The sequence below is a fragment of the Bradyrhizobium sp. TM233 genome (assembly GCF_036247965.1).
GTDB lineage: Bacteria > Pseudomonadota > Alphaproteobacteria > Rhizobiales > Xanthobacteraceae > Bradyrhizobium > Bradyrhizobium ottawaense.
In genome coordinates, this window is the sequence record NZ_BTIG01000011.1 from 1 (window position 1) to 19,199 (window position 19,199).

The 19,199-nt window shown below is 61.8% G+C and carries 19 protein-coding genes; 14 read left to right on the forward strand and 5 right to left on the reverse strand.

Going from position 1 to position 19,199, the window contains the following annotated elements; translation table 11 throughout:
- Positions 1-204: 204 nt before the first annotated feature.
- The 14 genes from AABA86_RS22955 to AABA86_RS23020 all read left to right on the forward strand — a co-directional run bounded on the left by AABA86_RS22955 (position 205) and on the right by AABA86_RS23020 (position 12,489).
- A complete protein-coding gene (locus AABA86_RS22955; RefSeq protein ID WP_038949704.1) occupies positions 205-420 on the forward strand; it encodes a hypothetical protein in 216 nt (71 codons plus the stop codon).
- Positions 421-520: 100 nt separating this feature from the next.
- Positions 521-1,027 (forward strand): A24 family peptidase, encoded by a 507-nt coding sequence (locus tag AABA86_RS22960; protein WP_338308530.1) that lies wholly within the window; start codon positions 521-523, stop codon positions 1,025-1,027.
- Position 1,028: 1 nt separating this feature from the next.
- The gene (gene cpaB / locus AABA86_RS22965; RefSeq protein WP_212253474.1) at positions 1,029-1,991 is read left to right on the forward strand and encodes a Flp pilus assembly protein CpaB; all 963 of its coding nucleotides are present in this window, start codon (positions 1,029-1,031) and stop codon (positions 1,989-1,991) included.
- Complete coding sequence (locus AABA86_RS22970) at positions 1,991-3,196, forward strand: AAA family ATPase (protein WP_338308531.1); 1,206 nt, start codon at positions 1,991-1,993, stop codon at positions 3,194-3,196. The genes cpaB and AABA86_RS22970 overlap by 1 nt, the downstream gene beginning before the upstream one ends.
- The gene (locus AABA86_RS22975; RefSeq protein WP_338308532.1) at positions 3,193-4,617 is read left to right on the forward strand and encodes a CpaF family protein; all 1,425 of its coding nucleotides are present in this window, start codon (positions 3,193-3,195) and stop codon (positions 4,615-4,617) included. Before AABA86_RS22970 ends, AABA86_RS22975 begins: the two co-directional genes overlap by 4 nt.
- The gene (locus AABA86_RS22980) at positions 4,614-5,546 is read left to right on the forward strand and encodes a type II secretion system F family protein (RefSeq protein WP_338308533.1); all 933 of its coding nucleotides are present in this window, start codon (positions 4,614-4,616) and stop codon (positions 5,544-5,546) included. The genes AABA86_RS22975 and AABA86_RS22980 overlap by 4 nt, the downstream gene beginning before the upstream one ends.
- Positions 5,543-6,451, forward strand: coding sequence for a type II secretion system F family protein (locus AABA86_RS22985; RefSeq protein ID WP_338308534.1), 909 nt, complete (start codon positions 5,543-5,545; stop codon positions 6,449-6,451). Before AABA86_RS22980 ends, AABA86_RS22985 begins: the two co-directional genes overlap by 4 nt.
- A 2-nt stretch (positions 6,452-6,453) precedes the next feature.
- Positions 6,454-7,101, forward strand: coding sequence for a methyltransferase family protein (locus tag AABA86_RS22990; RefSeq protein WP_338308535.1), 648 nt, complete (start codon positions 6,454-6,456; stop codon positions 7,099-7,101).
- A 51-nt stretch (positions 7,102-7,152) separates the two neighbouring features.
- Positions 7,153-7,584, forward strand: a complete 432-nt coding sequence (locus AABA86_RS22995) for a hypothetical protein (RefSeq protein WP_338308536.1) — start codon at positions 7,153-7,155, stop codon at positions 7,582-7,584.
- A 9-nt stretch (positions 7,585-7,593) separates the two neighbouring features.
- Positions 7,594-8,931, forward strand: a complete 1,338-nt coding sequence (locus AABA86_RS23000) for a TadG family pilus assembly protein (protein ID WP_338308537.1) — start codon at positions 7,594-7,596, stop codon at positions 8,929-8,931.
- The gene (locus AABA86_RS23005; RefSeq protein ID WP_212253458.1) at positions 8,928-9,347 is read left to right on the forward strand and encodes a TadE family protein; all 420 of its coding nucleotides are present in this window, start codon (positions 8,928-8,930) and stop codon (positions 9,345-9,347) included. The genes AABA86_RS23000 and AABA86_RS23005 overlap by 4 nt, the downstream gene beginning before the upstream one ends.
- A 433-nt stretch (positions 9,348-9,780) precedes the next feature.
- Entirely contained in the window at positions 9,781-11,460 is a 1,680-nt protein-coding gene (locus AABA86_RS23010) for a type II and III secretion system protein family protein (protein ID WP_212253456.1), read from the forward strand.
- Between the two features lie 12 nt (positions 11,461-11,472).
- Complete coding sequence (locus tag AABA86_RS23015) at positions 11,473-11,871, forward strand: hypothetical protein (protein WP_212253449.1); 399 nt, start codon at positions 11,473-11,475, stop codon at positions 11,869-11,871.
- Between the two features lie 168 nt (positions 11,872-12,039).
- On the forward strand, positions 12,040-12,489 hold the full coding sequence (locus AABA86_RS23020; RefSeq protein WP_240543397.1) for a tetratricopeptide repeat protein: 450 nt from the start codon (positions 12,040-12,042) through the stop codon (positions 12,487-12,489).
- 37 nt (positions 12,490-12,526) lie between these two features.
- Here the strand turns inward: AABA86_RS23020 and AABA86_RS23025 are convergent, their stop codons facing one another.
- From AABA86_RS23025 to AABA86_RS23045, 5 genes are all read right to left on the reverse strand, one after another.
- The gene (locus AABA86_RS23025) at positions 12,527-13,297 is read right to left on the reverse strand and encodes a hypothetical protein (RefSeq protein WP_338308538.1); all 771 of its coding nucleotides are present in this window, start codon (positions 13,295-13,297) and stop codon (positions 12,527-12,529) included.
- 206 nt (positions 13,298-13,503) lie between these two features.
- Positions 13,504-16,656 (reverse strand): efflux RND transporter permease subunit, encoded by a 3,153-nt coding sequence (locus AABA86_RS23030; protein WP_338308539.1) that lies wholly within the window; start codon positions 16,654-16,656, stop codon positions 13,504-13,506.
- A complete protein-coding gene (locus AABA86_RS23035) occupies positions 16,653-17,891 on the reverse strand; it encodes an efflux RND transporter periplasmic adaptor subunit (RefSeq protein ID WP_338308540.1) in 1,239 nt (412 codons plus the stop codon). The genes AABA86_RS23030 and AABA86_RS23035 overlap by 4 nt, the downstream gene beginning before the upstream one ends.
- A 64-nt stretch (positions 17,892-17,955) precedes the next feature.
- The gene (locus AABA86_RS23040) at positions 17,956-18,201 is read right to left on the reverse strand and encodes a hypothetical protein (RefSeq protein WP_212253440.1); all 246 of its coding nucleotides are present in this window, start codon (positions 18,199-18,201) and stop codon (positions 17,956-17,958) included.
- A gap of 329 nt (positions 18,202-18,530) precedes the next feature.
- Positions 18,531-19,088, reverse strand: coding sequence for an HdeD family acid-resistance protein (locus tag AABA86_RS23045; protein WP_212253431.1), 558 nt, complete (start codon positions 19,086-19,088; stop codon positions 18,531-18,533).
- Positions 19,089-19,199: the final 111 nt, after the last annotated feature.

The window sequence follows — 19,199 nt, forward strand, 5'->3', positions numbered from 1 at the left end:
CTGTTGCGCCGGTTTTCGCCGATTCTGGATTTTCACGACGGCTCGCTTTCGAGTAGGGTTAATTCAAAAAACATTATATATTAAATGTTGACGATAATAAACATTTAATGGATAGTTTATCGCTGGCGGGGCCGGAATAAATCCGCAGCCGCTGGAAGTTGCCGAGGTGTCTGCAAATTCATCTTGAAAGAAGGGATTCTTCCTATGTTGCATCATTTCATCGAGACCAAGGAAGCGTTGAAGCGTCTGCGAACGGACCAGGATGGCGTGGTGTCATTCGAGTACATCATCGTCGCGGTTTGTATCGTCGGCGCAGTGGGTGCTGTGTTCGGTGGTGGAGCCGGCGGGCAGATCGGGGCAGCGCTGACTACCGGGATCACCGCAATCACCACCGCTTTCACGACCGCGATCGCTGGTTGATACAGCCGTTTTGACGCCAGAGGGGGGCAATCCAAGCAGCCCCCCTCCCGCAGGAGTGCTCCCGCCAGTTTGCCTTCCACTTTTTTGAAACGTGCATTTCATGAGTTGGATTGCTCCCACAGCCTCGATCCTGGAAATCCTGTTGTTGCTCTATGTCGCAACGATGGACGTCGCGACGCGCTTGATCCGAAACGAATTTTGTCTTGCGCTGGCGCTCCTCGGGATCGCCGGTCAATTGCCCAGCACGATTCAAGTCGCTGTGTCGCTGATCGCAGCCGCGATCCTCTTTCTGCTACTTTTTGTCCTGTACGCGCGCGGAGGAATTGGTGGCGGCGACGTCAAGCTGCTGGTTGCCCTGGCGGTTGGTCTCCCGCCGAGCGGCGTGATGCAGTTGCTGACCGTCACCGTTCTGGCCGGCGGCGTTCTTGCCTTGGTGCATCTGATGATGCGTCACCTGCCATATCCCAGGTTGGCACCCGCCGGATCGTCGCTCGCGCGCCGGATCTACGCGATCGAGCGTTGGCGCCATTTGCGACACGCCCCGCTGCCTTACGGAGCTGCTATCGCCTGCGGCGGTATCTGGACCATTTTGAGCAAAGGATCGTGAAATGTCATCCGCGCTGCGTCTGTCGATCATCGTGGTGCTTTTGCTTGCAACCACAGCGTTCGGACTGATCGCCTATAGCATGAACCTGCCGAAGGCGCTGCCTCCGGTCCCAGTACAAGTGACAGAGACCCTCGCGCCGGCGGCGCCGACGACCGCCGGATACTTTGTCGCGGCACGGCCATTGCCGAGGGGGACGTTGGCCCGCGAAGAGGATTTGGCCGTCCGCTCGGTGCCACCGGAGCGCGTTCCCCAAGGCGCTATCCTTGAGACCCCCGAGTCCAAGGCCGGACTTGCCGGTTCACTCATCCGCAACTTCGTCGAAGCGGGCAGTCCCGTTACGTTGCAGGATATCCTGCGTCCGCGGGATCGGGGTTTCCTCGCCAGTGTCCTGGCGCCAGACAGCCGTGCCATCAGCATCAAGGTTGACGAGGAAGCCGGTGTCTCAGGCCTCATCAGGCCGGGCGATCACGTCGACGTCGTGTTGACTCAGGTTTTCGAGAAAGTCGATACCGCGCGTCGTGCCCTCAGCGAAACCGTTCTGCGCAATGTTCGAGTCATCGCGATTGATCAGGAGATCGTGCAGGGCGCGCGACCCATCGGCGGGATGGCGGGTAAGCAAACGCAGACCGTGTCACTGGAGCTTACGCAGGTGCAGGTCAAGAAAGTCACCGTCGCAAAGCAGCTCGGGACGCTCTCGTTCGCCGTACGCGCAGCAGTCGATCAGTGGGACAAGGCAGACACCGGCGCGATGTCGAGCTGTGACGTGTCGCCTGAACTTGCCCGCCAGTATGCAATTTCCGCACAGAGGACGGCAGTGTTCGTTCATTCAGGCGGTGAGGTCAAGCAATACACGGTCAGGAAGCAAGAGGAAGACGCTCTCGTCAGCTGCGACGGTGCATCGGAAGCCGTACGCCCGGCTGCAACGGCGGCGGGTTACGATAACAGGTTGTCGGAGAAACGTTGATGAACATTGCCATAGCCACTCCGCCTGAAGAATCGACGTCGATCGTCACGCGTAACCGCATCGTCGGCTTCGTCAATGATGAGCTCAGCGCTGCGGCGCTGCGCAAGGGGCTCGAAGGCGCCAACCTCTCGATCAGGCGCGGCACGATCCGCAATGCCATACGGATGCTTGAAACCGACACCGATCTGTTCGCGCTGGTGGCAGACATCAGTGGCATCGACGATCCCTTTACCGAACTGGAAAGGCTGGCCGGCGTCTGTCCACCCGATGTCCGCGTGGCCGTGATCGGCGACAACAGGGAGATCACCTTCTACCGAGAGCTCCTGGAGCTCGGCTTGACCGAGTATCTGCCGCGGCCGCTCACGCGCGACATGGTGCTGGACAAGCTGCGCCCCAAGCTTCTCGGCGACGTCGCAGCCAACCAGATCGATCGTGGCGGGCACGTGGTCTCGATCTGCGGGGCGCAGGGCGGCGCCGGCGCCACGAGCATCGCGATCAATCTGGCGCTGCAACTTGCCGAGACAACCAAGGCCAAGGTGGCGCTGCTTGATCTTCATCTGCAGGGCGGCGAGGCCGCCGTGATGTTGGGTGTTCGTCCCGGGCCGGGTTTGCGTATCGCTCTGGAAAATCCGGCGCGGGCAGACACGCTCTTCCTCGAGCGCGCGGCAATCGAAGTCAACGAAAGGGTTTGCCTGGTCTCGGCCGACGAGGACCTCGACGCGCAGCTCGAAATTACCGAAGCTGGCATACGACACGTGCTGGGTCTGCTGCGTCAACGGTTCAACTACATCGTCGTCGATGTACCCGTTCCGTTTCCGCCGACGATCTATCCCGTGATTACGCTGTCCCGGCATGTGATGGTGCTGCTCGAATCCGAGGTGACCGGACTTCGCAATGCCCATGCGCTACGCGCCGCCGTGATCAACATCGCGGGCAAGGACCGGGTCTTCACCTTGCTCAACCGGGCCGGTCGTCCCGGAGGCCTTCCGAGGGCGGCGGTTGTCAAGGCGCTGGGTGCAGAGCCCGACATCGTCGTTCCCGATCTCGGCAAGGGCATGACCGAGGCGCTCAATCTCGGAATTCCAGCTCTGAAGCACGTCAGGAAATTGCGGCGTTACCTGGCACCGATCGTACGGGAGATCAGCGGTGTCGCTGCCGAGCGGGGTAGCTGGTGGAGGAGGGTGCTCACAGCACATCTGCGATGAAGAAGTTTGGTAGGCGTGACGACGACGCACCGGCTCACGTATCTGCATTGGTGGCAGGCCTCCCTGCATCTGCGATAGGCCTGCCTTTGCCGTCGCCCAGCGCGACTGCATCCGCACCGAGCGTGCCGTCGCCTGCGCCAAGGCGCGACGAACCGGGGATCCACCAACCCATAATCCCGCCTTCGCTGCGTGAACGGGTGATTGAGCAGATCGAGCCAGCGGTGGCCGCAACCGTCTCGCGGGAAGTTCTTCGGCGGCAGATTGAGGAGATCATTCACCACATTGCCAACCAGGAACGGCTCGAGCTGTCGGGCCGCGAGCAGCTGCAGCTCGCGGACGAAATTGCCGACGACATGACGGGCTACGGGCCGCTGCGTCCGCTACTGCTGGACCAATCGATCAACGATATCATGGTGAACGGTCCAAGTAATGTCTACGTGGAGCGAAGCGGCAAGCTGGAACGAATTGCGGTGCGATTCCGCGACAATGATCACATCGCCTCCGTCGCTCAGAAGATTGCCGCGCAGGTTGGACGGCGCGTCGACGAATCCAGTCCGATGGTGGATTGTCGCCTGCTGGATGGCAGCCGGGTCAACATCATCCTCCCGCCGCTGGCGATCCATAGTCCGTGCATTTCCATCCGGAAGTTTCCAAGCCGCCGTTTGGACATCGCCGGATTGATCGAAAACGGCTCGATGACCGCGGCCATCGGACGATTGCTGGAGATCGCCGCCCGCTCGCGGCTCAATGTTCTGGTCTCCGGCGGCACCGGATCCGGCAAGACGACGCTCCTGAACGCGATGAGTCAGTTCATCGATCACACCGAACGTATCGTCACGATCGAGGACGCGGCTGAGCTGCAGCTTCAGCAGCCGCACGTGATCAGCCTGGAGACCCGGCCTCCCAGCCTCGAGGGCACAGGGCAGGTGACACAACGCGATCTGCTGGTGAATGCCCTGCGTATGCGTCCCGACCGGATCGTCGTCGGCGAGGTGCGCAGTTCCGAAGCATTCGACATGCTGCAGGCGATGAACACCGGCCATGATGGTTCGATCTCCACGGTACACGCGAATAGTACCCGGGATGCCCTGACCCGCATCGAAAACATGGTGCAGATGGGACAGGTCAATCTGCCGTCGCGCGCCATTCGAAGCCAGATCGTCGCTGCGCTGGATCTCATTGTGCAGGTCGAGCGCATGCGGGACGGACAGCGCCGTATCGTTCAGATCAGCGAGGTGATCGGCCTTGAAGGCGAGGTGATCACCACCAATGACATCGCAGCCTTCGAGTATCAGGAGGAGGATGTGCACGGGCGGATATCGGGCAGCTACAAGTCCAACCTTGCAACCCCGAAGTTCAAGAGCCGGCTGGTCTATTTCGGGCTGGATGGTGCTTGGGCCGAGGCCATGAGGCAAATATGACGCTGGAGTCCGTGATCGTCACTGTTCTGGCGCTCGCGATGTGCGCAGCGGCCATCTCGTTGTGGCTCGACGCGCGGGAAAGACGCATCAATCGCCAGTTGGCGGTTGCTCTGCCAGCGTCGCATCCGGCCAACCTGCCATCCATTCGCCGCTTGGAGGCCGGGTCCCAGGCTCAGTTTCTCAATCGGCTATCCAACTACAATCCCGATATACCTTACGTGTTGCATCCTGCCTATGTGCTGCTTGCCGGTGCATTCGGAGCAGCAGCGATCCTTTATGCGAACAGCCAGCTGGGATATTCCATCGTCTACGGGTCCATTGTCGCCGTAATCGCGGCCCTCATTGTGATACGAGGCCTGTTCGGATGGCAGCAACGTCGCTTTGCTCTTCAGCTTTTTCGACAGCTGCCTGATGCGATCCAGCTGGTGACAAGTACCGTGCGATCGGGTCTGCCTGTGCACGAGGCATTTCGTGCCCTCGCGCGCGATATGCCGCAGCCAACCGCCGGGCAGTTTGCCATCGTATGCAGCGAAGTGAATCTGGGAAGACCTGCAGAGGAAGCTGTCCAAGCCGTCTATCGGCGGACGCAGGTGGCGGAGTATGCGATCTTTGCGGTGACACTTGCCGTCCAGTTGAAGTCCGGTGGCAGCCTGGCCGAGACCTTGCAGAACCTGGGAGACACTGTCAGGCAACGTGTTGCGCTGGCTGCTCGGGCCAAGGCGCTGGCAGGAGAGGTGATCTTTTCCTCACGAGCGCTGACAGTCTCGCCCTTGATTGCAGGTGGGGTCCTATACGCAGCCAATCCGCAAACGGTTGATCTGTTGTTCACCGATCCGGTTGGAAACAAGCTGCTGGCTTACGCAGTCCTTTCGGTGCTTGTCGGAGCCCTGGTGATAAGTTGGATGGTCAGAAGGGAAACAGAACTATGACTTCTGGTCTCAGTCTGGTGGCCCTCGCAGTCGTGGCTGCGACTGCGTCCTGCATGTTGATCATCCGCGAAATACACATTCGTGCATTGGACGCCCGGGTATCGAACGCCGTGATGGGCGTGGCTGGCGGGTCTGCGCCCTTCCAGGATGTGACCGGTTGGTTCTCGTCACTCGGCATGCGGTATCGTCGCTTCTATGCTGAGGAGAATCTGGATCAGCTACGAACCATCCTTCAATCGTCAGGTTTCAATCATCATCGAGCCTTGCCGACCTGGATCGGCGTCAAAGCCGTCAGCATGGCGCTATGCCCGATCATCGCCGGGGGGGTCGCTCAGCTTTTCGGGAAGGCACTGCTGGATGTGCTGGTCTTCACGCTGATTGGCATGGCGATCGGGATCTTGGCGCCGCGATTGATACTGGCGGTGCTGAAGCGGCGGTTTGATGCCGCCATTCGCCTGGGCACGCCGGACATGATCGATTTGCTGGTTGTGTGCAGCGAGGCGGGAATGGGCCTGGAAAGCGGGCTGGCACGCGTCGCGCAGGAAATGAATGAGACCAATCCCGCCATAGCCCGGGTCATGAGCGGCCTTCTTGATGATCTCCGGATCCTGCCAAGCCGCAGCGACGCATTCGAGAAACTGGGATCGACGTCGGATGGGCTTCGCCGATTCGGAATCATGGTCGGCCAAAGCCTGCAATATGGAACGCCGGTGGGCCAGGCTCTGCGGAGTATCGCCGTCGACCTCCGGCGCGAACGAATTACCAAGCTTGAAGAAAGAGCACACAAGTTGGGCGCCAAGCTGACCATTCCGATGGTGTTGTTCCTGCTTCCAGCCATGTTCGTCATCTTGGGAGGAAGTCCCATTCTGCACCTCGTGCGTTCGTTCGCCAGCTTCGGTAAGTAGCCATGAGCACGATTGCCCTGTCGAAAACGTTCTCTTACGATCGGACAATGCAACTGTTCGGCGGCATGTGGTTCATGTTGCTGGCGCTTGGCGTGGCGATCAAGATCGGATCATCGGTTCATGATCCTTGGCCGTCGCTCCTGTCGAGTGTTTGCCTCGCTGTCTTCTACGTGCTCCTGGCGCTGTTGATCATCACGCGGCCCCCGGCGAAGGCGCAAGCGAACGGCCGTCTCCCAAGGATAGCGGCGTTCGTCGGCACCTATATGCCGTGGACGATCGCCTTCTTCGGCGAGACCGACAAGGCGTTGCCAAACCTGGCGTCCACCGCGTGCGTGTTGATCGGCATGATCATGATGCTGGTCACCATCCGACATCTTGGCAGGTCGTTCAGTCTGGTGCCACAGGCGCGCAACGTGGTGCAAACGGGTCCGTATCGGTGGATCAAGCACCCGCTCTACCTTGCGGAAGAAATCGCCGTGCTGGGTGTGGTGCTGAGAAGCCCGACGCCGCTGACAGCGGTCTTGCTCGTCTTGCATATCGGCGTTCAGGTTTGCCGAATTTATTACGAAGAGGACCTGCTTCGTCGCAACTGCCCGGAATATTCCGGTTACGAAGCATCGCGCTGGAGAGTGGTCCCTTACGTTTGGTGAGTGCTGTTCCGGTCGACGACCGGAAGGGTGAGTATCGGTCGAGGTCAACTCATGAGCCACAGGAAGTCGTTCATCGTGGATCGACGCGGCGCCGTCGCGTTTGAGACCTTGCTCGTCTACCCAGTCTTGGTGGCGTTCCTGCTCATGCCGCTCGCCGACCTGGCTGCTGCGGGCTTCCAGTTTATCTCCGCATGGAGCGCATTGCGCTCCTTCGGGCAGTATGTGCAGTACGCTAATCCGCTCGCCCCTGACGGCACGGTGAGCTGGAAGACGGGGCTCCAGACGACAGTCGCTGGTCATGCGATCAGCAACCTTCAGGTTTTGTGCGGAGACGCGGGGGCCAGCTGTTCGCCAGGCAATCTAGCTTCTCCCAAGTACATTACATTCTCGACAACCATCACTTTGGCTCCAATTGTGTGGAGAGGGGTGCTGTGTCCCACCACTTGTACCTACACGCTGCCTTACTCAGAACGCTTCCAGTAGGGGGCTTCCATGCGTAGTCTGCTCCGTTCCCAACGAGGCTCCGTCGCATTCGCAACGGTCATCGCTCTCGTGCCGCTCATCGGAGTAGTCGCACTCGGGGCTGAGGCCGGATCGTGGTACGTCACCCGCCAGCATGCGCAGAACGCCGCCGACTCGGCCGCCTATTCGGGCGCATTGCGGCTTTCATGTACGATGGCGGGTGCGGCCTGCGAAACCCAGACAGTGGATTATCGCGGCAAGGAATTCGCGGCACAGAACGGGTTTTGCAACTCGAGTCCCAACGACGCTACCGGCTATCCGGGCAGAAACTGTCCGACAAGCCTACCGACCAGAGTCTCGCGGTCCGTGCAGATCGATATCGGCGATTACAATGGGACCACGTTCACAACGCCAGCTGCAGGTACCGGCAATGCCGTTCGCGCCAGAGTCAGTCAGCAACAACCGGCGTACCTGGCGGCAGTGCTGGGTTTGACCAACATCAACATCCCCACCCAAGCCATTGCAGTGGTCCAGCAGCCGACCAAGGCCTGCGTCCTGGCGCTTGGACCTGACTCCGGCGCACTCAAGCTTGCTGGCAACCTCAGCAACAACGGAACTGGCTGCGCTCTGATGTCGGATACCAGTGTTCAACTTGCCAGCACTCCAACGTTCACCGGCTCGGGATGGGCAGTTTATGGTGTAAGTGGCTGCACCCCCACAGGCAGCTGCAGCAATGTTAGCGTGCCGCACAACTATTTTATGACGTACGCTAGCAATCCGCTCAGCAAACTGGACACCGCATCGTTCAACAGCAGGACGGGCAATACAAATATGCCGTGCACCCTTCAGGCGGATGGGTGGAAGCATTGCGCGCCAAATAGCGCCGGGACTGGAGCTTACGGCAGTTTCACGGTGCAGAACGGCGATAAGTACGTTTTGGATCCGGGAACATACTTCTTCTTCAAAGCAAATATAAAGATGACCGGCGGACAACTGAAGGGCACAGGCGTAACCCTCGTCCTGCTCGGAGACTCGCAGCTTACCATCAACGGCGGTACGGCTGATCTCTCCGCACCTACCACTAACGCGTTCTCTTCTGATCTGAATGGCGTCCTGATTGATGATCAGGCTCCGAGCAAGACCAGCAACAAGGTCACCATAAACGGTGGCGGTCAGGTTAGCCTGGGCGGGGCTATCTACTTTCCCAAGGTCGACGTTAGCTGGGCCGGTACGACTTCCAGTGCGAATACGACCTGTTCACAAGTGATTGCGAAAACGATCGACATGAGCGGTGGCGGCTACCTCAGCACAGAAGGCTGTGCGCCGGCCACCATCGTCTACACCCAAGTTGTCGCTTTGGTGCAATGATGAGAAAGCTCGACAATCGCGGTATCGCGCCGTTTGAATTCATCATGGTGTCCGTGGCGCTTTTCACGTTGATGTTCGTCATCTTCGATCTTGGGCGCTATGCCATCACGATGCAATCCTTGCGGACGCTCGCGAGTGCCGGCGCCCGTGCGGTCATGATCAGCTGCTATACGCCTGCCTTGCTTCAAAGCCCGCCGCAGTCGCCGGCCGGCTGCATCGGGGATCCCCTGTCCACCGCCGCCAAGCAGACCGCGGCCCCCTTCCTGTTTTTTGGAGGTCTCACGCCAACGCTGACCGTGGGGGCCAACAGCAACAGCTTGAGTGTTACAGCTTCCCAGGCAAACTTTAAGATGCTGATGCCCATATGGGGCACAACGCTCAATGCGCCGATCGCCTCCAACCAGATTCCCTTCTAAGGCGAATATGGCAGCACGCCTGACATGTTTGGCTCGACTGCTCTTTGTCGCCGCGGCGTGCGGGCCAAACGCGCGGGTGCGGGATTACTCGGCCAAGCGAATCGCCAAGCGTGCCACCGATTGTCCTTCCATCGCAAGGCCACGACCGGAGCGCGCGCCAAGAGCGGTTGTGCGGCGGGATGGTTCCCCACAACCAGTGAGAATGATGCGCGCTGGCAACATTGAAGGGTTTTCTTTCTGCTTGCGGCGGCGCGGTAAGTATCACGTCTTGCAACCTGCCTGCATGAGGGAGGATGATCTTGGAAACACGAAGTAACGAATTGTAGTGGGACAGATTGTAAGCTCTGCGACGTGGTGCGCAGAGGGGAAATGTTGAGGACGTCGAGCACGTAGATTTGCGGGGATCTCCGTGGATCGCAGTGGGGGGACTCGGATGAGTGGCGATCGCGTTGCGGGTAACAAGGTCGGGAGGCTTCTCGCCTTCGGCGTGATGGGTCTGGGCGCGGCGCTCGCCTCCTCTGGGTTCACCGACCGCGCGGCGGCTGCAGACCGGCGCAGCTCCTCCGGCGGCGTCATCGTCAGCGAGATGAGTGACGTCCAGCGGGTCAAGCTCGTCGTCAACAAGTCACGTACCTTCAAGGTCGACACGGCCTTTGCGACGATCGTGGCGGGTTCGTCCGACATCGTCGACGTGAAGTCGCTGAGCGATCATCTCATCTACGTGCAGGGCAAGCAGACCGGCACCACCAACGTCATCCTGTTCGACAGCTCGATGAAGCAGATCGGGATCCTCGACGTCGAGGTCGTGATCGATACCGGCAATCTGCAGCAGAACATCCGGACCAGCACCGGCGGGCAGGGTATCCGCGTGTCGGCTTCCGAGGGCCAGGTGGTGCTCAGTGGGGTCGCCGCCGACGCAGTTACGGCCGAGCGGGCCATGGCGATCGCCACCAGCACGGTCGCGAAAGGGGGCGTCGTCGTCAACGCGATGAGCGTCGCGGCGCCGCAACAGGTGATGCTCGAGGTGCGCTTTCTCGAGGTGAGCCGCGAGGCTGGACGCAACTTGGGCGTCAATCTGTATGCTGCTAATGCTAATGGCACCAATGTGGGCAATAGCGGACTTGGTTCGACGACCGCCGTCGGGCGGGCACCCATCGGTGGCATCAATAGTCTCACTCGGGTACCCACCACCGGCGGCACTAGCAACCTTAGTCCCAGCAGCACTCCTGTTGGCGCCAATCCTGCTGGCAGCCTTCCGATCCTCGGAACTCTCGGGACGCTGGCCGGTACTGCAGGAGGCATTGCGCCGGCGCCGTTCGGAAGCTTGTTGACCAGCATTATCAGGACCAGCAGCGGGGGCTCGGTGGACCTGTTGATCTCGGCGCTGGAAACCAAAGGATTGGCACGCCGGCTGGCGGAACCAAACCTGACCACGCTGTCCGGCGATGCTGCCCGCTTTCTCGCCGGCGGTGAATTTCCAGTGCCGATCCCGACCCAGACTCAGAACGGCTTTCCCACCATCACAATCGACTACAAGAAGTTCGGTGTTGAGCTCGCCTTCGTCCCTACTGTGCTCTCGCGCGGCGTGATCAATCTCCGCGTCGAGCCATCGGTCAGCGAACTTGATTTCGCCAACGCCGTGACGATCCAGGGGACGACCGTTCCTGCGCTGACCCGCCGCGACGCGCGAACCACGGTTGAGTTGCGCGATGGCCAGAGCTTTGCCATCGCCGGCCTGTTGCAGACCCGCAATCGCCAGGACGTCTCGCAACTGCCTTGGATCGGCTCGGTGCCGGTGATTGGTAGCCTGTTCAGCAGCAAATCGTATCAGCAGGAGGAAACCGATCTGGTGATCATCGTGACCCCGCGCCTGGTCGCGCCGGCGGCACCCGGTCAGCAATTGGCATCGCCACTCGACTCCCGCCTGCCAGCCAACGACGTCGATTTCTTCCTCAATGGCCAGATGGAAGTCCGCAAGCGGTACAATGACTACGTCAATTCCGGAGGCGAGGTGAAGGGACCGTATGGCCACATCATCGCGCCTGAAGTCCGGACCCCCGTCGTCGTCCCGGCCGCGAGTGCCGATCAGACGGTCGTCAAAACTCTAAACTAGAGGACGCGCGAGATGACGATCAGGTATCTGGCTCTGTTTGCGCCCTTCCTCCTCGGGGGATGTTACGGTGTCGCCGGTCATGACGAGGTGGACCGCTACTTTCAGCGTTCCGACAGCATCACGATGACCGCCGGCGATGCCAAGCAGGTCAACGCCGTGACCCATACAATTCATCCATGGCCGCGATACGTCGGTGATCGCCGGATCGCATACGATGCTCGACGTGTGGGCTCGGCCGTGACGCGTTACGGCAACCAGCAGCAGCCGGTGGATCAGCTTCCCGACATGGGCGATCCGACGAAACTCATCGGCCAGCGGCCTCCGGTCACGCAGAATGTCAACGTAACTGGATTGGGTGCGGGAGCATCGGCGGGAGTATCGGTGCCGGTCGGTGGGGCAGGGGGCAGGTAGCGGCTTCTGGTAATTGAGTTGAGTGACGGGACATTTGAGTGCGGTGCAGTGCGTCCGCTGGGCCGGGCGGGGGACAAGATTATGCGACGTGCCATTCTACTGCTGACCTGTTGCTGGCTGGCGCCAGGCCTTGCAGCATGTGACTATACCACGAGGGAGGCTGCCATCGTGGCTCCGGTCGATCCACCGGGTGGGGACCCGGTGCAGGAGCCGACCGACGTCAAGTACTACCCGTCGGACGAGCCTGTGCGGCTGGGCCTGGAGCATTACAATCGCGGCAGTTACGGACTCTCACAGCGCTATTTCAAGGACGCTGTCGAGAAATCACCCAAGGACGTCACGGCCTGGATTGGTCTCGCAGCGAGCTACGACAAGCTGCGTCGTTTCGACCTGGCCGATCAGGCCTATGCGCAAGCGATCCGGCTGGGAGGCGAAACCGTTCAGATCCTGAATGACCAGGGATATTCGTACATGCTGCGCGGCAATCTGAATGCGGCGCGACGGAAGTTCGAGAAGGCTTATTCGCTCGATCCGGGTAATCCGGTCATCGCCAATAACCTCGAGCTTCTCAATGGCAGCCGGCGGTTCATTGAAAGACCACCCAACAACCAGCCATAAGCGGTCGACCGGCTACTGCGATCACGGCCAGTTCTCGTCAATTTGGCCCAATCACAGCATCAGCGTGACGGCTGCCGCTGCGGATGATGACGACAAGGCCATTGCGAACGGTAAATCGCGCGCCGAGCAGTTTCCGCACCTTCTCCGTGATCGGAGAGGGAAAGGGTACGGTTTCTCCCGCGACGGGATCGCCGACCTTTATCGTCTCAGTCGCGGGGCCTGCAACTGGTGCAGGCTTGATATAGTCTCGGATGAGCTGAATCTCTTCACGTGACAGGATGAGCGGAGCCTGGTCAGGCTGGGTCTCCGACGGCGGCTTGGGTGTTCCACTGCTTGCCTTTTCACGGATCTCGTTGGTGCTTGCGATCTGATCGAGCCTGGCTACGCGTAGCTTGAGCGCGATGATATCACGTTGCAGCGTTGCGATCTCCGCTTTGCGCGCGTTGACCTGCATGAAGACAATGATCGCGCAAACGCAGCTCACGACGAGGCCGACGCTCAGCAGTGTGATCAACCACCGCTCAAAGTTTCCCATCGACCCTCCGGTCGTCCGGGGGAGTTGATCGCGCTGGAGATGGCTCCGCCAGATGCGACGTCCTCGGTCGATCCAATCGGTAGAGCCCGTTCCGCCGGTCGCCGCCTGGCCCGACCCAAAATGCGCGGGCGACGAGGTGGCTTCCTCTCGGTCCGGATCAACTGACGACGCCATGTCGACATGCTGAAGCTGTAGATTCTCGGGGACGCGATCCCCCGTAGCCGGATGAGCGGCAGGGTGGAAGGGATCCATCTCCTTATCGAGCCGGCCCATCTCCGCTCTCCATGCAGCCATCTATCAACGCAGTTCCGCCGACGCGGCTAGAACAGGGTACCCGAGGATTCGATCAATCGGAACGGAAAAGGCTCCAAGCCCCGGCGTGAGCCGCTCTAAGGGCAGCTTCAAGAGATAGCGACAGGCCTTCGGTTCGAGCATGACGCTGAGCCGCGGCAGACCGCTGCCCGATCGATCGACGCCGTCTAGACTGCATTGCGGTCGGGCGAAGTGGGCTGACGGCCTGACTTAAAGGCTGCCTTCGCACGCTCACGCAGGCGCTGGAAAACGACGTAGAGCATCGGCACCATGAATATTCCGATCGAGCTTGCGGCCAGCATGCCGGCGAAGACGGCCGTGCCGACGGCGCGCCGGCTGAGGGCGGCTGCGCCGGTCGCGATCACGAGCGGCAAGAGGCCGAGGATGAAGGCCGCCGAGGTCATCATGACGGCGCGAAAGCGCATATGTGCGCCCTGGATCGCCGCCTCGTCGAGCGGCACACCGGCCTCGCGTTGCTCCTTGGCGAACTCGACGATCAGGATGCCGTTTTTGGCGGCAAGCGCGATCAGCACGACGAGGCCGATCTGGCCGTAGAGGTCGAGATTGAGGCCAGCGATCTTGATGCCGAGGTAGGATCCGAGCACGCCGACGACGACCGAGAGCAGCACGGGGATCGGGATCACGGTGCTCTCATAGAGCGCGACCAGGAACAGATAAGCGAAGAGGACGGCGAGCATGAGCACGATGCCGGTCTGGCCGGCGGCCTGCTGCTCCTGGTAGGCGGTGCCGGTCCACGCGAAACTGTAACCCGGCGGCAGAACATCCTCCGAGATCTGCGCCATGGCGGCGATCGCGGTCCCGGACGAGATGCCCGATGCCGGACCGCCGTTGACGGTCACTGAACGATAGTTGTTGTAGCGGGTGATGACCTGCGGCCCGGTCACGATCTTGAGGCCGGCGAGGGACCGTAACGGCACCATCTCGCCCGATCCGTTACGGACATGGATGCGCCAGACATCGGACGTATCGGCGCGATCGAATGCTTCACCTTGCAGGTTGACCTGCCAGGTGCGGCCGAACAGGTTGAAGTTGTTGACGTAGACGCCGCCAAGCGTGGCCTGGAGCGCGGTGAAGATGCCGTTGACGGTGACGCCCAGCGCCTGTGCTTTGCGGCGGTCAATATCGAGATAGAGCGATGGATTGGTCGCCGTGAATGTCGAGAACACGCGTGCGAGCCGAGGATCGGCATTGGCCGCACCGATCAACGCGTTCGTGACGCTGGAGATCGCGGCCGGAGCCTGACCTTCCAGGGCCTGCAATTGATATTCGAAGCCACCGCCGGTGGAGAGCCCGATGATCGGCGGCAGGTTGAACGGCAGCACGTTGGCTTGCCTAATCTGCGCGCCGGCGGCGAAGGTCTTGGCGATCAGCGCCTGGGCGGAATCCGTCGCCGTCCTGCGGTCGGCGAACGGCTTCAGTCGCGCCACCACCAGCGCACTGTTCGGCTCGGAAGCTCCGTCGAGTAGCGAAAAGCCGATCACCGCGAGGACGTGATCGACGGCCGGCATCTGTTTCAAGATGTCCTCGATCTGCCGGGTGACCTCGCTGGTCCGCGCTACCGATGCGCCGTCCGGCAGCTGAACCGAGGTGAAGAAGGCGCCCTGGTCCTCCTCGGGCAGGAAGCCCGTCGGGGTCACCAGCGACAGGCCGAAGATTGCTGCGGCAAAGGCGGCCACCAGGAGAAGCGACAAGGCTGCCATGCGCACGAGCCGGCGGACCGCGCCGCTGTAGCGATCGCGCACCCAGTCGATGCCGGTGAGGATGCGGCCGATGATGCCGCGACGCTGTCCTGTGTGACGCAGCAACAGCGCGCAGAGAGCCGGCGACAGCGTCAGGGCATTCAATGCCGAGATCATCATGGCGGCGCTGATCGTCACGGCGAATTGGCGGAACAGCGTGCCCGAGATGCCGGGAATGAAAGCGATCGGCACGAACACCGAGAGCAGAACCAGCGTGATCGCGATGATCGGCGCGGTGATCTGCCTCATGGCTTTCTTGCTGGCCTCGGCCGGAGACAGATCAGGCTCCTCCGCCATGACACGCTCGACATTCTCGACCACGACGATGGCGTCGTCGACCACGATACCGATCGCGAGCACCATTGCGAGCAGGGATACGGTGTTGGCGGAATAACCGAGCGCGAGCAGGATGGCGAATGTGCCCACGAGGCTTACCGGTACTGCGACGGCCGGAATCGCGGTGGCGCGCATGTTTCCGAGGAACAGATAGACCACGATCACAACCAGGATGAAGGCCTCGCCCAATGTCCACAGCACCTCAGTGATCGTGTCCCGGACGAAGGTGGTGGAGTCGTATTGCACGAGATAGCCGAGCCCTGCCGGAAACCGGCCGGACAGCCGTTGCATCGTGTCCGCGACCGCGCGCGCGGTGGTCACCGCGTTGGCGCCCGGGGCGAGGTAGATCGCAATCGGAACGGCAGCTCGCCCGTCGATCCGGGCTTCGCTGTCGAGATTTTGCGCACCCAGCTCGACGCGGGCGACGTCCCTGACCAGCAGCGAGGATCCGTCCGGCTCGGCGCGCAGCACGATGTTGGCGAATTGATCGGCGGTGGCGAGGCGGCCCATCGTCTGCACGTTGAACTGGAACTGCTGATCGTCGCTGATCGGCCGCGCGCCAATGCGGCCGACGGGAGCCTGGACGCTCTGCGCGCGAATGGCCGCGACCACGTCCGAGGGGGTCAGGTTGAGGCTGGTGAGGCGCTGCGTATCGAACCAGATCCGCATCGAATAGTTCATCCTGGCGAACAGATTGGCCTGGCCGACCCCCGGCGTGCTCGCGATTGCGTCCAGCACGTTGATGATGGCGTAATTGGTGATGAAGAGCGGGTCCTGCCGGCCATCTGCACTGTAGAGCACCAGGAACTGCAGGATCGAAGAGGATCGCTTCTGGACGGTCACGCCCTGCTGTTGCACTTCCGTGGGCAATTGCGACAATGCGCTCTGGACGCGATTGTTGACGTTGACCGTGTTGATGTCGGGATTGGTGCCAAGCGCGAACGAAACCGTCAGCGTGTAGCTGCCGTCGTTGCCGCTGGTCGATTTCATATAGAGCGCGCGGTCGACGCCGACCACCTGCGCCTCCAACGGCTGTGCGACGCTGCTCTCCACGACCTCGGCGGAGGCGCCGGGAAAGTTCGCGGCCACGGTGACTTGCGGCGGCACGATATCGGGAAACTGCGCCACGGGGATCTGCGTGAGCGCCAGCGCGCCGGCGATGGTGATGACAACGGCGATCACCATCGAAAGACGCGGCCGGTCGACGAAGACGCTCGATATCATTGGCTGCCGCCCTTGGGGGTTCGAGGCAGGGGAGCGCGCGCCCCTTGCGGAGCCGCTTCGCCGGTTGGGTCCTTCATGCTCGACAAGATCAGCGGACTTGCCGGCTCTGGAGAGATGGTTTGGCCGGCGCGAACCCGCTGCAACCCTTCCGCGATCACCTTTTCACCGGCCGTCAATCCGCTGATGACGGCGGCGATCGCGGGAGTCGATTGCCCGAGCTGAATGCGCCGCTGCTCCGCCTTGTCGTTCGCGCCGACGACGAGAACGTAGTCGCCACGCTGGTCGGACAGCACCGCTGAGCGCGGAATCGCCAGCACCTCGATAGGCTGAACGCCTTCGAGCACGACAGTGACGAATTCGCCGTTGGTGAGCTCGTGGGCGGTAACGCCCGCCGCCGAGGGAGCGCGCAGGATCGGGTTGGCGATCTCTCCGCGCACCGTGATCGTGTCGGTGTTCTGGGCGATGGTGTTGTCGACGAAATTCAGCTTGCCGGATTGCCCATACATGCGCCCGTCGGGCAGCCGCAATCGGATCGTCACCGCTTCGAGGCCGCCTTGGGGGCCGTAGCGTTCGCGCAGTTCGAGTCCCTGGCGCAGCGGCACCGGAAACGTGACGTACATTGGATCCTGGCTGACGATCGTGGTCAGCACGCCCGAATTCGGGCCGACGATGTTGCCTTCCGTCACGGCCGTGCGTCCGATTTTGCCGTCGATCGGCGCGCTGATGATGGTGTAGTCGAGGTTGATCTGTGAGGCCTGGACCTGTGCCTGCGCGGCTTTGACCTGGGCCTCGAGGCTGCGTTGGCTCGCGAGCGCGGCATCGTAGGTCGATTGCTGCCCGGCCGGTCCGCCAAGCAGGGTGCGGGCGCGTTCGGTGGTCAATTTGGCATTCTCGAGCGTTGCTTCGAGCTGTGCCACCTGCGCCTGCTTGGCCGCGACATCGGCCTCGAACGGGCCGCGTTCGAGCCGATAGAGCTGCTCGCCTTTCCTGATTTCGGCGCCTTCGGTGAACAGCCGCTGCTCCAGAAAGGCGGTGACGCGGGCGGCGATGTTGACCTGGTTGATGGCCTCGATCCGGCCGAGAAACTCACTGCTCTCGGTGATCGGCCGCTGCGCCGCTTCGACGACGCCGACGGCGGGCGCGGGTGGGGCTGGCTGCGGCCGCGCGGGTTCGCCGGCCGACAATGTCACAAGGCTCGCCGCCAGCAGTCCGAGCCGGACGTCAGCAAGGTTCATCGTCCGCTCCTTGCTCCGGGCTCGGAACTGCCGGCGTCAGGCCGCCGCCATTCGACGGGCCGCGCTAGTCCCGCGCGGTTCGGTCGCTGCGCGCCGGCTCGTCGTAGCCCTTGCGATGGCTATAGAACATCAGCGCGATCAGGCCGCAGCCGAACACCAGAACAAGGATCGCAGCCGCCGCCAGCACGATGTTTCCGTAAAGCGGCATCGAGGGCGTCGCCCTCCAGACTGACAGGCAGAACCAGCTCGCGGCGAGGAGAAGCACTGCCAGCACGGCGACGAGGAGCCATTGGTTCTTGTTGCGTACCATTTCCTCATCCCCTTCGGACTACCAGCGCCATCCGCAATGACGGCGCCCGCGATGCCACCAGCAAACCCAGCGGCGGCGTCGGCGCGGTCGCGGGCCCCAGCCAGGACGAGACGGGCCCCAGCCGGGCCGCGGCGGAGGTCCCCATTGCACCGGTATGGCGCGATCCGGTGCCCGGCCGGCGCGAGAGAGATCGGGATCGACCGGCATTGCGTCCGCAACACTGATGAGGTGCGCGCCGGACGCTCCGATCGCGGCGGCGGCAATGGCGTTCGTCGCAAGGCTGAGGAAGACGCGGCGACTGGGAGCATCCATGGCTGTTCTCTCCTCTGTTATGCAGTCGTTCGCACCGATTGCAGCGCGTAGAGCAGCCATGCCAGGCCATGGGCAATCAGGTCGACGCCCAACAGGAAGCCGAGAGCCCAAGCGCTGATGGTGGGGAAGCCGAACAGGACCAGCACGCCGGCGATCGCCGCGAAGACGCCCGAGATCAGCATCATCCATCCGTTCTGCCGCCAATGGGCAAAGCTCAGCACGCATCGAATGACACCCGAAGCGAACAGCACCGCGCCGAGGAAATAGGTCAGGATCAGCGCGCCCGAGACCGGCTGGGTGAGCAGCACGACACCGAAGGCGAGGTAGAGCGCGCCGAGCAGGACTTGCCACAGGAACCCACCCCACCCCTTGGTCCAGAAGGCGTGGGCAATCTCGAATGCGCCGGCGGCGATCGCGGTGAGCCCGATGAGCTTGACACTGACGACGGTGGCGAAGGCAAGATCGCCGAGCGCGAACAGGCCGGCAGCGATCAGGACGACGCCGAGGAGCGCACAAACCCACAGCGGCGGAGCAACCACGGCATCGAGACTCCCGCGACTGTCATACACTGTCATGCGATCCTCCTGGGCGGTCACGGCCCGATCGAGATGCATCGAATTCTAGCTTCGAACACCCGACGCCGACATCGGACGAAACCCTGAGCCGCGAGGCGGGAATGTTCTCAC

Excerpts from the sequence above, each read along its gene's own strand:
- AABA86_RS23010 (WP_212253456.1), top strand. The coding sequence starts at position 9,781 with ATGAGTGGCGATCGCGTTGCGGGTAACAAGGTCGGGAGGCTTCTCGCC.
- AABA86_RS22990 (WP_338308535.1), top strand. The coding sequence starts at position 6,454 with ATGAGCACGATTGCCCTGTCGAAAACGTTCTCTTACGATCGGACAATG.
- AABA86_RS23045 (WP_212253431.1), bottom strand. The coding sequence starts at position 19,088 with ATGACAGTGTATGACAGTCGCGGGAGTCTCGATGCCGTGGTTGCTCCG.
- AABA86_RS23000 (WP_338308537.1), top strand. The coding sequence starts at position 7,594 with ATGCGTAGTCTGCTCCGTTCCCAACGAGGCTCCGTCGCATTCGCAACG.
- AABA86_RS22960 (WP_338308530.1), top strand. The coding sequence starts at position 521 with ATGAGTTGGATTGCTCCCACAGCCTCGATCCTGGAAATCCTGTTGTTG.
- AABA86_RS22985 (WP_338308534.1), top strand. The coding sequence starts at position 5,543 with ATGACTTCTGGTCTCAGTCTGGTGGCCCTCGCAGTCGTGGCTGCGACT.
- AABA86_RS22995 (WP_338308536.1), top strand. The coding sequence starts at position 7,153 with ATGAGCCACAGGAAGTCGTTCATCGTGGATCGACGCGGCGCCGTCGCG.
- AABA86_RS23015 (WP_212253449.1), top strand. The coding sequence starts at position 11,473 with ATGACGATCAGGTATCTGGCTCTGTTTGCGCCCTTCCTCCTCGGGGGA.
- AABA86_RS23025 (WP_338308538.1), bottom strand. The coding sequence starts at position 13,297 with ATGGGCCGGCTCGATAAGGAGATGGATCCCTTCCACCCTGCCGCTCAT.
- AABA86_RS23035 (WP_338308540.1), bottom strand. The coding sequence starts at position 17,891 with ATGAACCTTGCTGACGTCCGGCTCGGACTGCTGGCGGCGAGCCTTGTG.
- AABA86_RS23040 (WP_212253440.1), bottom strand. The coding sequence starts at position 18,201 with ATGGTACGCAACAAGAACCAATGGCTCCTCGTCGCCGTGCTGGCAGTG.
- AABA86_RS22975 (WP_338308532.1), top strand. The coding sequence starts at position 3,193 with ATGAAGAAGTTTGGTAGGCGTGACGACGACGCACCGGCTCACGTATCT.
- AABA86_RS22970 (WP_338308531.1), top strand. The coding sequence starts at position 1,991 with ATGAACATTGCCATAGCCACTCCGCCTGAAGAATCGACGTCGATCGTC.
- AABA86_RS23005 (WP_212253458.1), top strand. The coding sequence starts at position 8,928 with ATGATGAGAAAGCTCGACAATCGCGGTATCGCGCCGTTTGAATTCATC.
- AABA86_RS22980 (WP_338308533.1), top strand. The coding sequence starts at position 4,614 with ATGACGCTGGAGTCCGTGATCGTCACTGTTCTGGCGCTCGCGATGTGC.
- cpaB (WP_212253474.1), top strand. The coding sequence starts at position 1,029 with ATGTCATCCGCGCTGCGTCTGTCGATCATCGTGGTGCTTTTGCTTGCA.
- AABA86_RS23030 (WP_338308539.1), bottom strand. The coding sequence starts at position 16,656 with ATGATATCGAGCGTCTTCGTCGACCGGCCGCGTCTTTCGATGGTGATC.
- AABA86_RS22955 (WP_038949704.1), top strand. The coding sequence starts at position 205 with ATGTTGCATCATTTCATCGAGACCAAGGAAGCGTTGAAGCGTCTGCGA.